This window comes from Paractinoplanes aksuensis (assembly GCF_024137025.1).
In the GTDB taxonomy this organism is placed as follows: domain Bacteria; phylum Actinomycetota; class Actinomycetes; order Mycobacteriales; family Micromonosporaceae; genus Actinoplanes; species Actinoplanes aksuensis.
The window spans coordinates 1-13,132 of the sequence record NZ_JAMYJR010000030.1 but is presented as its reverse complement, the minus strand read 5'-3'; the positions used below and the strand labels follow the sequence as shown (position 1 = coordinate 13,132).

The window sequence follows — 13,132 nt, the reverse complement described above, 5'->3', positions numbered from 1 at the left end:
TCCGTGGACTCTCCCAAAACGGGAAGAGGCCCTGCAACCCCGCCCGGCGGAAAAGCCGCATTACGCCTCGAGCGGGGCCACCGAAAGTGATCCGATGCCGGCCACGGCCTCGATCCGCAGGCCACCCGACTTCGTGTCCGAGCCCTGCGCACGCAGGGTCCGCCCGCGGTCGACGCCCTCGTCACGGTCGCCGTTGAGGTCGACCGAACCGGCCCCCTTGCGGATCTTGACCCGGACCGGGAACTCCCCCTCGGTGCCGATGGTCCAGCGGTGCACGCCGCCGGCCATCCGGATCTCGATCTGGCGTTCCTGCCGGGGCAGGGTCAGCTCGAGGCGGTCGGCGCCACCCTCGAAATAGAAGTCGCCCACCTTGCCGCCGGCCATCGCGAACATGCCCCGCTTGACGCCGCCGTCCATGCGGACGGTCCAGGCGATCCGCTCGTCCAGCACCACGTCGACCTGGCCCGAACCGTCCTCGTCGCCCTTCTTCCTGGCGGTCAGCTCGAGGGTGGTGCCGTCGAGGTCGGCGTCGGGCACCACGCCGCTGCCGTCGGGCGAGCCGACCCGGGCCACGCCGTTGCCCGACGGGCGGCCGAGGGTGACGTTGAGCTCGGTCAGATCCGAGGCCAGCACGAAGGTGCCGGCGGCGAAGGCCGGGCCGGGCGGGGCCGTCGGCGACGCCGGGGCGGCCGGGGCCGAGGCCGGTGGCGTGGTGACGGCGGCCGAGGGGGGCGCCGGGGCGATCGAGACCGGCGGGTTCGGGGTACCGCCGACGATGATGCCGGGGTCGGCCGCCGCCGGGGGTGACGGCGCCGGGTCCTCGTCCCCGCCGCCGAGCCGGGCCAGGGCCACACCGCCGACGCTGAGGACCAGCACCGCGCCGGCCGCACCGGCGATCAGCCGCAGCCGGGCTCTCTTCGGTGCGGCGCTTCCCGGTACGGGCGGTGCGCTGGTCGCCGCGGGCCGGGGGCCGTCATCTGCGGGCCGGGCGCTGGTCGCCGCGGGCCGGGGGCCGTTCTCTTCCGGCCAGTAGTCGGAGATGCGGGGGAACGTCACGGTGCCGGACCGGGCGGGCTGGTCGGCCGATCCGGCGTACGTGCTGTTGTCGTACGTGTCGGTCTGATGGTCGTCACTGGGCGGAGGGAGGGCGGAGCCTTCCATCGCGCGCCTCCTCGGTGCGGCCGCGGCGACCGTGGGCCCGGGCGCCGTCACCGGGGAGTACGGGAGAGATCAGCCGACAGTTCGATGAGGACGCGCCCGCTCAGTCTCTGCCCGAACGCGCAACACTCTTGCCCCTAGCCGATTTCACCGTAAGAATGCCTTTCCGTCAGCTTAAAAGTGTCTTAGCCGATGGCGCGGAGCGGAACCAAGAATGCCCGAGAAGGACAGCCAGGACCGCCTGCGGATCGGCGGCTGGGTCCCGCCCTACCGAGACGCGAACGGGCCGCTCCCCCTACCCGCACCCCCCACGAAGTTCCCCCGGCGTGCGCTGCCCGCCGGGTTCTGGCCGGCCTCGTCGCCGTCCCGCACCCGCGGCACCACCGGCCGCCGCGCGCTGGTCGCGGTGGCCACCGGTGTGCTGATCGCGGTGGCCGGTCTGACCGCCCTCTCCCTGCGCGACGACGACCCCGGCCCGTCCCTGACCCAGCGCTTCGTGCCGCCACCGCTCGACCCGACCGACCCGGTGTCGGTCGAGCCGGCGCCGAGCGCCACCAGCGAGGGCCCAGGCTCGGTGATCCGCACGCCCACCCACCACCGGGCCGGCACCCGCCCGGCCGAGAAGGCTGGCACGACCCCACCCACGACCCCGCCGCGCACGACCGCACCGACCACGCCCCCGCCGCCCCGCCTGGCCGCCGGCGCGACGGTCGGCCTCGAACTGGCCGACCGCCCCGGCTACCGCCTGCGCCACCGCGACTTCGTGGCCCGCCTCGACCCGGTCGGCGCCGGCAGCCCGGCCCGCGACGACGCCCGCTTCACCGTCCGCAAGGGCCTGGCCCGCGACGCGTGCTTCTCGTTGGAGGCCGGCAACTTCCCCGGCTACTTCCTGCGCCACCGCGACTACGTCCTGCGCCTGGACCGCCGCGACGGCTCCGGTCTGTACGACCAGGACGCCACATTCTGCCCCCGCCCGGCCCGCGACAACGACGCCGCCGTCCTGCTCGAATCCGTGAACTACCCCGGCCACTTCCTGGCCGCCCAACGCGGCGGCGTCGTCATCAGCCGACGGGACGCCACCGCGTTCATCGTCCGCCGCCCGCTCTGACGGTCGTCAGCCGGCGGCGAGTTGGGTGCGGAGCTTGGTCAGGGCCTGGCTGATCAGGCGGGAGACGTGCATCTGGGAGACGCCGATCTGACGGGCGATCTCCGTCTGGGTCAGGTTGCCGTAGAAGCGCAGCGTGATGATGCGCTGCTCGCGCTCGGTGAGGCACGACATAGCGGGGCCGAGGGCGATCCGGGCCTCGGCCAGTTCGTAGCCGTGGTCCTCGCCGCCCAGGGTGTCGCCCAGTTCGAGGCCGCTCTCCATGCCGACCGGGGTCGACAGCGACGTGGCCGAGTAGGCACGGCCGCCCTCGAGGCCCTCGAGCACTTCTTCCTCGGTGACCTTCAGGTGGGCGGCGATCTCGGCCACCGTCGCGGAGTGGCCCAGGGTCTGGGTCAGCTCGTTGTTGGCGGCGGTGATGGCCATCCGCATCTCCTGCAGGCGGCGCGGCACCCGGATCGACCAGGTGCGGTCGCGGAAGTGCCGCTTGATCTCGCCGACGACGGTCGGGATGGCATAGCCGGCGAAGTCGACCCCGAACTGGGGGTCGAACCGGTCGATCGCCTTGAGCAGGCCGACCGTGGCCGTCTGGAAGAGGTCGTCGATGTGCTCGCCACGGTTGGCGTAACGCTGGGCGAGGTGGCGAGCCAGGGGTAACCAGGCCTCGATGGCACGGTCGCGCAGCCGGGACCGGTCCGGGTGCTCGGCCGGGAGTGCGGCCATGGCGTTGACGAGCTCGGCCGCGTCGGCCGGAGTGGTGCTGGTCATGGTCGTGGGCATGGACAGTCCTTCACGTCACTGTTGAGCTGCCGGACGTCCCCACCACTGACGCGCCTGCTCCGGCCGGGCCGGTACGCGCCATCCGTCACTCAATGCTGTGACCCTAGCCCAACGAACGACCATCGACCACCCGAAAGTACGAGTGTCGTTGTCGTGCGTCAATTACTTCACCCGGCCGATTGTAGGTCGATCCGTCGCAGCTGTGCGCGGTCGGTGAGCGAGACGACTCTGGTCATGCGCCCGTTCTCGATCGTGCAGGCCATCAGGCCCACCGGCTGCCCAGCCGGCCCCCAGGCGAGAATCCCGGGCTGCCCGTCGACCAGGACGCGCCGAGCGGTGAAGCCCAGCGCGCCACCACGCCCGGCCGCGTGGGCCAACTCGGCCCGGCCCCGCGTCACCGTGACACCCCGGACGCTCGTCACCTCCCACGTCAGGTCCGGGTCGAGGACGGCCAGCAGCCCCTCGAAGTCGCCGTCGCGGGCCGCGGCCAGGAACGCGTCGACCACCTCGCGCTGCTGGTTGAGGCCGCTGGTGGGGCGGGCGGCGCCATGGACCTTGCGGCGGGCCCGGCTGGCCGCCATCTTCGCCGCGTCGGCCGACTTGCCGATGATCGGGCCGATCTCGGCGAACGGCACCGCGAACAGGTCGTGCAGCACGAACGACAGCCGCTCGTCCGGGCCCAGCGCGCCCAGCACGACCAGCAGCGCCAACCCGAGCGATTCGGCCTGCAGCGCCTGGTCCGCCGGATCGTCCTCACTGACGACGGGCTCGTGCGGCGGGGTGTCGTACAGAATCTCGGCTTTGGCGGTTCGGGCCCGCAGCACATCGATGCTCAACCGGCCGACCACGGTGGTGAGCCAGCCGGCCAGGTTGTCCACCGTTCCGGGCTCCTGGCGCGCCAGCCGCAGCCACGCCTCCTGCACGACGTCCTCGGCGTCGGCCCGGTTGCCCAGAACCCGCGTGGCGATCGCCAGCAGCCGTTCACGATGTGCCTGGAACGCCTCTGCCCTCATCGGTTACCTCTTCCCGTTCGATCTCGTCATCCCCACGACGAGCCCGGACGGGCCGACGTAACAAGAAGGAGCAACCGTGAACCTCACCCTGTGGATCCTGGCCGGTGCTCTCGCCCTCGCGTTCACCGCCGGCGGAGCCAGTCTGCTGCTGTTGCCGAGGCAGCGCTACCGCGCCCTCAGGCCCAGCCAGCACTGGGTCGACGACTTCGGCGACGCCCACCTCAAAGCCATCGGAACCATCAAGATCATCGGCTGTCTGGGCCTGATCCTGCCGGCCGCGTCCGGCGTCGCGCCCGTGCTGACCCCGCTCGCGGCCTGCGGGCTGGCGTTGTTCATGGCCGGGGCCGCGACCACCCGCTTCCGCCGCCGGGAGTGGAAGCTGCTGCCGGGCGACCTGTTCTATCTGAGCCTGTTCGCCTTCCTGGCCTGGGGTCGGTTCGACCTTTATCCGATCCACTGAGCCACAGCGGCCATCGGGTGGCCGCGGCTGTCGCGCAGGCCGATCGTCCGCGCGCTGCGACGCCCATCGGCCGCTGCACTAACGTTCCGGGACATGACTGTCTCGGCCGACGCGCTGGCGGCGTTCGCCGTGTTCGCCGACCACCTGAACTTCACCCGGGCCGCGGCCGAGCTGCACATCTCGCAGCCCGCCCTGCACGTGAAGATCCGCAAGCTGGCGGCCGAACTGGGCCGCCCGCTCTACCACCGCGACGGGCGCCGGCTCGTGCTCACCACCGACGGCGAGGCGGTGGCCCGTTTCGCGCGCACGCACGACGAGCGTTTGACGCAATTCCTGAGCGAGTTCGCCGGGGCCACCGCCACCAGGCCCGTGGTGCTGGCGGCCGGGCAGGGCGCCTACCTCTACCTGCTCGGCGACACGATCCGCACCATGCAGCCCACCCGCCTGCGCCTGATCAACTGCGATCACCGTCAGATGCTTTCCGCCGTACGCAGTGGTCAGGCCCACCTGGGCGTCAGCGTTCTCGACGTGCTGCCGGACGACCTGACGGTCACCGAGCTCACCACGTTCCCACAGGTGCTGCTCGTGCCGGCCGGCCACCGCCTGGCCCGCCGACGCCGGGTCACGCTGCCCGACCTGGACGGGGAAGCGCTCGTCGTGCCGCCGCAGCACCGCCCGCAGCGGATGCAGCTCGAGCAGTCATTACGAGCGGCCGGCGCCGACTGGTCGGTGGCGGTGGAGGCCGAGGGCTGGCCGCTGATCAGCCACTTCGCCGCGCTCGGGGTCGGCCTGGCCATCGTCAACGGCTGCGTGCCCACCCCGCCCGGGATGGAGGCGAAACCGGTCGCCGACCTGCCCCCGGTCACCTACCACGTCGTCCACCAGCCCTCGGCCCCCGACGACCCGCGGGTGGCAGCCCTCCTCGAGCGGCTGCACGGGAGCACCCGATGAGCCGCCTCCTCGGGGTGATCGCGGTCGCGCTGCTCTTCGGGGCGCTGGCCGCCCTGGTCAAGGGCCACCACGACGGCGTACGGGACACGATCGGCAACCTCAGCACGCCGTGGCTCCTGATCGCGCTGGCGGCCGGGCTGCACGCCCGCACCCGGCTGCGCGGCGCCGTCCTGGGCCTGATCGCGACCGGGGCCGCCCTGCTCGGCTTCTACGTGGTCGTGGCCGTCACTGCCGACGACGGGCATCTCGTTCATGTGCTGCGCGAGAACCGGCGCTGGCTGTTCTCGGGCCTGGTGAGCGGGCCTGTCCTCGGCGCCTTCGGTGCCTGGCTCAACCGACGCGCCACCGACGTACCCCGGGCCGTGACAACGGTAATAGCCCTGCTACTGATCCTGGAACCACTGGTCATCGTGTCGGCCCGCATCGTCCCCGGCTGGCGCGAGGTGATCCACTGGCACCTGTCAGCACCGGTCTACATCGCCGAAGCCGTCCTCGGCATCGCCCTGCTCGGGCTGGCCCTATGGTCCTCCCGCCTCCGGTCCGGCCCCACCTCGACGCCCAGCTGAACGCTCCCTACCGGCCCAGCCCTCTTCCAGCCCGCCCTTCGCCGGCCCACCCTGCCGTCCCGGCCTTTCCTGGTCGGGCAAATTGCGCAAAGCACTCGGAATGACCCAGTTAGTGATCACAGGCGGCGTGACGGCGGGCCGATCAGCGCGGGCAATGCTGCCCACAAGCGGACCCGGGGTGCCTGAAATCTCGATTCGTCGACCGCCCCGAATTTTCTACACTGGCCCGATGGTGCAGAGGAGACCCACGCTGGCCGACGTCGCGACCCAGGCCGGCGTCTCGAAAGCCGCCGTCTCCCGGGTCATCAACGACGCCCCCGGGGTCTCGGCTCAGACCCGCGAACACGTCCGCGGCGTCATCGCCGATCTCGGCTACCGCCCCGACCCGATCGCCCGCGCGCTCGCCTCCGGCCACGGCGACGTCGTCGAGTTGGTGATCGTCGACGACACGTCAGTCTTCGGCACCAGCCCCTACTACGGCCGAGTCACCGCAGGCATCCTGCAAGAGCTGGCCGGCAGCAACGCCCAACTACGCGTCCACGTGGTCGACGAACTGAACACGGCAGCCTTGCTCAACCGGATAGCCACGTCCGTAAGCCTCGGCGTCCTCCTGGTGAACGTGCCGATCCCCCTGGCCTCCGATTTCTACCGCCAGTGCCAGCGAGTGGTCACGATCGGCCCCACCGTCCCCGGCCTACCCTTCGTCGGCTTGGAAAACCCCGAGGGTGCGTACGCAGCAGTCCAGCACCTGCACGCCACGGGCCGCCGCCGAATCGCCGCCCTGCACGGCCCCGACGGCAACTCCTGCGCCGAGGGCCGCCGCGACGGTTACCGCCGCGCCGTACGCGACCTGGGCCTCCCCGAAATCTCCGCCACCGGCAAATTCCGCCGAGAGGCAGGCTACGAGCTGACCCAGCGCCTGCTGGCCGAAGAACCAGAAATAGACGCCATCTTCGCCGGCTGCGACCTACTGGCCACCGGAGCCATGCAGGCCCTGGGAAACGCAGGCCGCCGAATCCCCCACGACGTAGCCGTAGTCGGCTTCGACGACAGCGTGATCGCCGAGTGCGCCAACCCACCCATGACCTCAGTACACCAGCCCGTGGAACAAATGGCCGCCGCCGCCACCCGAGCCCTGATCAACCGCCAGATAGCCCCCCACTGGCGCTGCGTCTTCCCCGCCAACCTCCAGATCCGCCAAAGCACAGCCCCCGACTAGCGCCCATCTCAGACCGCCCCGGTTTCCAGGCCCGCGATGTCGACGGCAACCGTTCTACCCAGATCAGTCCCAGTAGTTGTAGAGCGTCTCGCCCAACGTTTCCGGCTTCCATGACTGCACGTCGTACGAGCTGAGCGCCGGCCATTCCGCAGCCTTGAACGGCCCCGCCAACTCATCCGTCGTCAGCACGACAAACCGCCCGTTGTCCACCAGCGCCCCGGTCAACTTCGGGAAGTCGACAAACGTCAACGGCCCCGCCTCCCGCACCGCCCCGGTGACACCTCGCGGAACAGCAAGGGCAACAACCCCCGTATCCCGAGCCATCACGACCGCAACCAACCGCTCGCGATAGTCGATTATCGCTTGATGAAAGTTGGGCGTGACTCCGTCAGCGACCCGAAACTCGACCACCCGCCCACCGGTCCGAGCCGCCACCAGACAGCAGGTACGACGAAACTCCTTCAGCTCGTGCACGACAGCACCCTACGAGCCGGACGCACATGCCGCCCCACTCCGCGCCTCCAGCCGATCGGCGAGCCGGCGCAAACCAGTCACCACCAGCCGCCGCAACGCCTCCCCTCGACGCCGAGGCGGAGGCTCAGGCACCACAGGCGCGTCCGGCCGAGCCGACAACACATGCTGGCGAGTCGCCTTATCAGCCAAAATCATGCCAGTAGGTTCAAACATCAACGATTCCCCAACTTGATAAACGATGATAAATAAAGCCATCCGCCACTACCGGCAGTGCCCGCAACAACCCGCGCGAACAACGCATGCAACAGTCCGCGCCCGCATAGGCAGCGCATGCAACAACCCGCGGCCGCAATTGACAGCGCCTGCATTTAGCCCGCGACCGCGAACGGCAGCGTGCGCAACTGTCGGCGCTCGCGGGCCACCAGGCCACCAGGCCCAAACCAACAGGCCGAGACGGTGATGTTTGGTTCGACCGGTTACCGGAGGCGGTCGCGTAGGGCGGCCAGGGGACCGTCCCAGTCGCGGGCCAGGGCGCCCAGGAACTGTTGGGCGATTTTCATGGGGGCCGAGTCGAGGCGATAGCGAACTCGGCGGCGCTCCCCCGGCTCGGGTATCACCAGGCCGGCCTCGGCCAGCAGGGTGAGGTGCTTGGCGATGGCCTGGCGGGTGATCGGCAACTGGGCAGCGAGGTCGGTGGCGGTGGCCGGGCCCCGGGCCGCCAGAGTGGCCAGGATCGACCGGCGGCTCGGGTCGGCCAGGGCCGCGAAGACCTCTTGCGCCACCGACTCCAGGTCAGAGTTTTCCATCGAGATACGCGACCAGCTCACCCAACTCGTTCGTCCAGCCCTCGGTGTTGCCCGAGAACGCGGTCTTGTGCTCGTCTCCGCTCGCCTGCGCGAACCCGGACTCGACCACGGTCAGCGTAGTGCCGCCACCGTTGGGCGCCAGCGTGAACTCCACATAGGTACGCCTCGGGTCGCCGTCGGGCAGCCCGTGCAGCGGCCACGTGTACGCGAACACCGTCGGCGGCTCGACCCGCTCGATGGTCAGGGTCGCCGTGTCGCCGCTCTCCCATGCGAGTTTCGCCTCGCCGCCGACCCGCAGGTCGACCTCGGCCGTGTTGCCGAACCACGTGCCCAGCCCCTCGGCCGTCGTCAGCGCCGCCCACACCTTCTCCACCGGCTGCGCCAACTGCAACGTCCGCTCGATCCGATCCGGAAAGCTCATACTCACTCCCAAGTAGCAACCATTCAGTTGCCACTCAAGCTATAGCAATCACTTGGTTGCGTCAACACCAGCCGCCCATCCGCCACACTTCCCAGAGGTCCCGTGCCCGGCCATGAGCCCATCCGGCCAAAGGGCCAAAGGCGATCCGGCGATCCGGCGATCCGGCGATCCGGCGATCCGGCGATCCGGCGATCCGGCGATCCGGCGATCCGGCGATTGGATGGTCCGGGGGGCGGCCCAGCTCCGCGACCCGGCGACCCGGCAGCCCCGCGACCCGGCAGCCCCGCAGCCCCGCAGCCCGGCAGCCCCGGCAGCCCCGGCAGCCCCGGCAGCCCCGCAGCCCGGCAGCGCCGCAGCCCAGCAGCCCAGCAGCCCAGCAGCCCAGCAGCCCAGCAGCCCAGCAGCCCAGCAGCCCAGCAGCCCAGCAGCCCAGCGACCCCGCAGCCCGGCGAAGCCGCAGCCCGGCGAACCGGCGACCCCGCGGCCCGGCGAACCGGCGACCCCGCGGCCCGGCGAACCGGCGACCCCGCGGCCCGGCGAACCGGCGAACCGGCAGCCCGCGGCCCGGCAACCCGTTACCCGGCAGCCCGCAATTGGGCGGGCCGGCGATCAAGTGATCAAGCGTCGGATAGTCCGGCAGTCGGATAGTCCGACAATCGGACGGTGAGCAAGGCACTGTTCAGGGTTTATGAGCGGACCGCGTCAGCGCGTGGGCGATCGCGGCGGCGCGACTCACGACGACTGCGATCCGCGGGTCGGTCGGCGTGCGACTGGGGTCTTGGTACGTGTTCCTGTCTCGGCGGTGTCGTCATGGTGGGCGGGGCTGCGCGAGCCTGAGCACGTCTCGGCGATCCTCCGGTGACGTGCTCAGGCTCGTCCGAGCGCCTACGGTCGTACCTGGAAGACGAGGTTGAACGGGGTCTCGGCGACCCGCTCGAAGCGGGTGAAGCCGGCCTCCGCTGCCGTCTGGCGTAGGCGGGCCTCGCCGGCCTGGGCGCCCAGGGCCGCGCCGACCTCCTGGGAGAGTGAGTTCGGCGTGCACAGCAGGGTCGATGCTCCGTAGTAGACCGCGCCGACCGGGTTCAGGTTGTCGGTGAGCGCGTCGCCGGCGAACGGTTCGACCAGCAGCAGGCTGCCGTTCGGGTCCAGGCGGTCGTGCAGGTGGCGCAGGACGCCGACCGGGTCGCCCATGTCGTGCAGGCTGTCGAACAGGCAGATCAGGTCGTACGTGCCGGACAGTTCCTTGGCTCGGCCCGCCTCGAACCGGGTGCGATTGCCTACGCCGGCCGCCGCGGCCTTTTCCTGGGCCGAGGCGATCGATTCCGCGTGACAGTCGGTGCCGACGAATGTCGAGTCCGGGTAGGCCGCCGCGAGCAGAATCGTGGACGCGCCGTGTCCGCAGCCCACATCCGCGACCCGGATACCGGTGCGCAAACGGTCGGCGACGCCGTCCATCGCGGGAATCCAGTCTGCCACCAGATGCGCGTTGTATCCGGGACGGAAGAATCGCTCGCAGCCCTCGAACAGGTCGGCGTGGTGTTCGTGCCAACCCACCCCCGCTCCCGTACGGAACGCCGTGACCAGCCGGTCGGCCGAGCGCGCGGCGGCCAGCATGAGCTCGAACCCGCCGATCACACAGGCCGGGCTGCTTTCGTCGGTGAGGGCGATCGCATGTTCGACCGGCAATTCGAAGCGATCGTCGCCGACGTAGTTCACATAGCCCGTCGCGGCCTGAGCGGACAGCCATTCGCGGACGTATCGTTCCGCCGTTCCCGTACGGTCGGCGAGCTCGGCCGGCGTCAGCGCACCCGCCCCGGCCATGGCCCGGTACAGCCCGAGTTTGTCGCCGATCACCGCGAGCGACCCGGCCAGCATCGCCCCGAAATCCCCCACTGCCTTGAAGACGAACCCCATCAATTTCTGTTCGTCCACAGTCGTTGTCGTAGTCATGTCCGTGCCCTCCGTGAAAAGTTGACGGCACCGTAGCCAGCACGTTTTCCCTTCTGTGTCCGTTTGTTGTCCGCACTCTGAGCGTTTGTGGCGCACAATCACCGCGTGCCGTCCGACCTGCGCGTTTGGCTGCTCGGTGGCTTCCGGGTGGAGGTCGCCGGCCAGTCCGTGCCCGACGGTGAATGGCGGCGCAGTGGCGCGACCGCCCTGGTCAAGCTGCTGGCGCTGCGCGGTCGGCTGCACCGGGACGAAGCGGTCGACCTGCTCTGGCCGGAAGCTGACCAAGCTCTGGGCGTACGGCGTTTGAACAAGTCTTTGCACTTCGCGCGGCGCGTGCTCGGCACCGACCGCATCGAACTGCGCGACGGACTGCTCGTTCTGAACACATCCGGCCTGTGGACAGACGTCGACGCGTTCGACCGTGCGAGTGACCAGGGCGACGGCCAAGCGGCGCTCGAGTTGTACACAGGCGATCTGCTTCCCGGGAACATATTCGACGACTGGACCGAGCCGCGCCGCGCGCAATTGCGCAACGCCGTCGTCCAGTTGTTGCTCGAACGCGCAGCCCACGCTCGGCCGCACCAGGCGGAAACCGACCTGGTGCGGCTGACGACGCTCGATCCGCTGCACGAAGAGGCGTACGCCCGGTTGATGCGCCTCGAGATCGCCCGGGGCCAGCGGCACTCGGCGCTGCGCTGGTACGACCGGCTGGTCGTCCAATTGCGCGAGGAACTCGGCGTGGAACCGCGCGCCGACCTCCAGCAAATGCATCACGAGCTGACCGCAGCAGCCGGGCCCGCTGCGCTGTCTCCAGCCCCGGCCCCGGGCCCAAGGTCAAAGCTCGGCGATCACCACAATCTCACCGTTCCGAAGTCACGGCCCGCCGATCACCAAGACCTCGCAGCTCCGAAGTCACGGCTCCCTGATCACCACGACCTCGCGGCTCCGAAGTCACAGCTTGCCGATCAGCACGACCTCGCGGCTCCGAAGTCACAGCCTGCCGATCAGCACGACCTCGCGGCTCCGAAGTCGGGAATCGCTGATCACCAAATCATCGCAGCTCAGAGGTCGGGGCTCCCCGATCACCACGACCTCACGGCTCCGAAGTTACGGCTCCCCGATTACCACGACCTCGCGGTTCCGAGGTCGGAGCTCGCCGATCAGCAGAGCATCGCAAATTCCGGGTCGGGGCTCGCCGATCACCACGGCGTCGTGGCTCAGGCCCCGGGGTTCACCGATCGCTATAGCAACGAGGAACGAAAGCTCGTCACGGTCCTGGACGCGGATCTGCGGGGCATCCGTGGACAGGCCGCCGACGCCGACCCGGAGCGCGCCCGGCGCGAAATGGTCGCATGGACCGAACTGCTGCGCGAAGTGATCACGCGGTGGGGCGGGGCGGTGCAACCGCTTGTCGGTGGGGGTGTGATCGGGGTGTTCGGCTATCCGACCGCCCGCGAGGATCACGCCGACCGCGCGCTGTGGGCCGGCTCCGAGATCCTGCGGCGGAGTCCGGTCCCGATCGCTCTCGGCGCCGACACCGGCCAGATCATCGTCGCGTCCGAACTGGCGGGGATCGGCGGCGCCGTCCTCGATACCGCGGCCCGCCTACGCGCGGCGGCCGCACCGCGCACGTTGCTGGTCACCGACCGGACCCGGCAAGCTGCCTTGCGCCCCGAGTTCCAGTTCGGCGACCGTACGCCCGTCGGCAATCCGCCGCTGGCCGCCCGCCGCCTGCTTACCGCGCCGGTCGCCGATGCGCAGGGCCCGACACCCATGCCAGGGGCGACATCGGCCGCCGTGCGGTGGAACGCCGAGACGCCGATGGTCGGCCGGGCCAACGAGATGCGCGCCGTACTGGGCCTGATCGACGAGGCGGTTTCCAGCCGGCGACCGCGTCTGATCACCATCACCGGCGTGGCCGGCATCGGAAAGACGCGTCTCGTCCGAGAGGTGCTCGCGCAGACCGAAGCCGCCCCATCGCCTGCCGACAAGACCGCCGCGCCACCGCCCGACAACAAGACAGCCGCGCCGCGGCCCGGCGAAAAGACAGCAGCGCCACCGCACGACAACAAAACAGTCACGCCGCCGCCTGACGACAAGACCGCCGCGACACCGCCATACAACACCGCGGCACCGCCCGACGAAAACACAACAGCGCCACCGCACGACAACAAAACAGTCACGCCGCCGCCTGACGACAAGACCGCCGCGACACCGCCATACAACACC

Annotated in this window: 13 protein-coding genes; 6 read left to right on the top strand and 7 right to left on the bottom strand. The window is 70.3% G+C overall.

Annotated elements, in window-relative coordinates:
- Positions 1-60 precede the first annotated feature (60 nt).
- The gene (locus M1L60_RS26785; RefSeq protein WP_253240290.1) at positions 61-1,161 is read right to left on the bottom strand and encodes a hypothetical protein; all 1,101 of its coding nucleotides are present in this window, start codon (positions 1,159-1,161) and stop codon (positions 61-63) included.
- Positions 1,162-1,372: 211 nt separating this feature from the next.
- On the opposite strand from M1L60_RS26785, the gene M1L60_RS47600 reads away from it, so the two are divergent.
- On the top strand, positions 1,373-2,266 hold the full coding sequence (locus M1L60_RS47600) for an AbfB domain-containing protein (RefSeq protein ID WP_274622907.1): 894 nt from the start codon (positions 1,373-1,375) through the stop codon (positions 2,264-2,266).
- 6 nt (positions 2,267-2,272) lie between these two features.
- Here M1L60_RS47600 and M1L60_RS26775 read toward each other — a convergent pair whose 3' ends face one another.
- A complete protein-coding gene (locus M1L60_RS26775; protein WP_253240289.1) occupies positions 2,273-3,043 on the bottom strand; it encodes a SigB/SigF/SigG family RNA polymerase sigma factor in 771 nt (256 codons plus the stop codon).
- A 167-nt stretch (positions 3,044-3,210) separates the two neighbouring features.
- Positions 3,211-4,056 carry a sigma-70 family RNA polymerase sigma factor gene (locus tag M1L60_RS26770; protein WP_253240288.1) on the bottom strand — a complete coding sequence of 282 codons (846 nt, stop codon included), beginning with the start codon at positions 4,054-4,056 and terminating at the stop codon, positions 3,211-3,213.
- 76 nt (positions 4,057-4,132) lie between these two features.
- Between M1L60_RS26770 and M1L60_RS26765 the strand changes: the two genes are divergently transcribed.
- The 4 genes from M1L60_RS26765 to M1L60_RS26750 all read left to right on the top strand — a co-directional run bounded on the left by M1L60_RS26765 (position 4,133) and on the right by M1L60_RS26750 (position 7,252).
- Complete coding sequence (locus M1L60_RS26765; RefSeq protein WP_253240287.1) at positions 4,133-4,516, top strand: DoxX family protein; 384 nt, start codon at positions 4,133-4,135, stop codon at positions 4,514-4,516.
- A 93-nt stretch (positions 4,517-4,609) separates the two neighbouring features.
- Complete coding sequence (locus M1L60_RS26760; RefSeq protein WP_253240286.1) at positions 4,610-5,467, top strand: LysR family transcriptional regulator; 858 nt, start codon at positions 4,610-4,612, stop codon at positions 5,465-5,467.
- The gene (locus M1L60_RS26755) at positions 5,464-6,033 is read left to right on the top strand and encodes a DUF6518 family protein (RefSeq protein WP_253240285.1); all 570 of its coding nucleotides are present in this window, start codon (positions 5,464-5,466) and stop codon (positions 6,031-6,033) included. Before M1L60_RS26760 ends, M1L60_RS26755 begins: the two co-directional genes overlap by 4 nt.
- A gap of 229 nt (positions 6,034-6,262) precedes the next feature.
- Complete coding sequence (locus tag M1L60_RS26750; RefSeq protein WP_253240284.1) at positions 6,263-7,252, top strand: LacI family DNA-binding transcriptional regulator; 990 nt, start codon at positions 6,263-6,265, stop codon at positions 7,250-7,252.
- Between the two features lie 63 nt (positions 7,253-7,315).
- Here the strand turns inward: M1L60_RS26750 and M1L60_RS26745 are convergent, their stop codons facing one another.
- The 4 genes from M1L60_RS26745 to M1L60_RS26730 all read right to left on the bottom strand — a co-directional run bounded on the left by M1L60_RS26745 (position 7,316) and on the right by M1L60_RS26730 (position 10,903).
- Positions 7,316-7,726, bottom strand: coding sequence for a hypothetical protein (locus M1L60_RS26745; RefSeq protein ID WP_253240283.1), 411 nt, complete (start codon positions 7,724-7,726; stop codon positions 7,316-7,318).
- A gap of 476 nt (positions 7,727-8,202) precedes the next feature.
- Positions 8,203-8,532 (bottom strand): ArsR/SmtB family transcription factor, encoded by a 330-nt coding sequence (locus M1L60_RS26740; protein ID WP_253240282.1) that lies wholly within the window; start codon positions 8,530-8,532, stop codon positions 8,203-8,205.
- On the bottom strand, positions 8,519-8,953 hold the full coding sequence (locus M1L60_RS26735) for an SRPBCC domain-containing protein (protein WP_253240281.1): 435 nt from the start codon (positions 8,951-8,953) through the stop codon (positions 8,519-8,521). Before M1L60_RS26735 ends, M1L60_RS26740 begins: the two co-directional genes overlap by 14 nt.
- Before the next feature lie 885 nt (positions 8,954-9,838).
- Positions 9,839-10,903 carry a class I SAM-dependent methyltransferase gene (locus M1L60_RS26730; RefSeq protein WP_253240280.1) on the bottom strand — a complete coding sequence of 355 codons (1,065 nt, stop codon included), beginning with the start codon at positions 10,901-10,903 and terminating at the stop codon, positions 9,839-9,841.
- A gap of 105 nt (positions 10,904-11,008) precedes the next feature.
- Between M1L60_RS26730 and M1L60_RS26725 the strand changes: the two genes are divergently transcribed.
- Positions 11,009-13,132: BTAD domain-containing putative transcriptional regulator (locus M1L60_RS26725; protein WP_253240279.1), on the top strand; the 2,124-nt coding region annotated here is incomplete at its 3' end.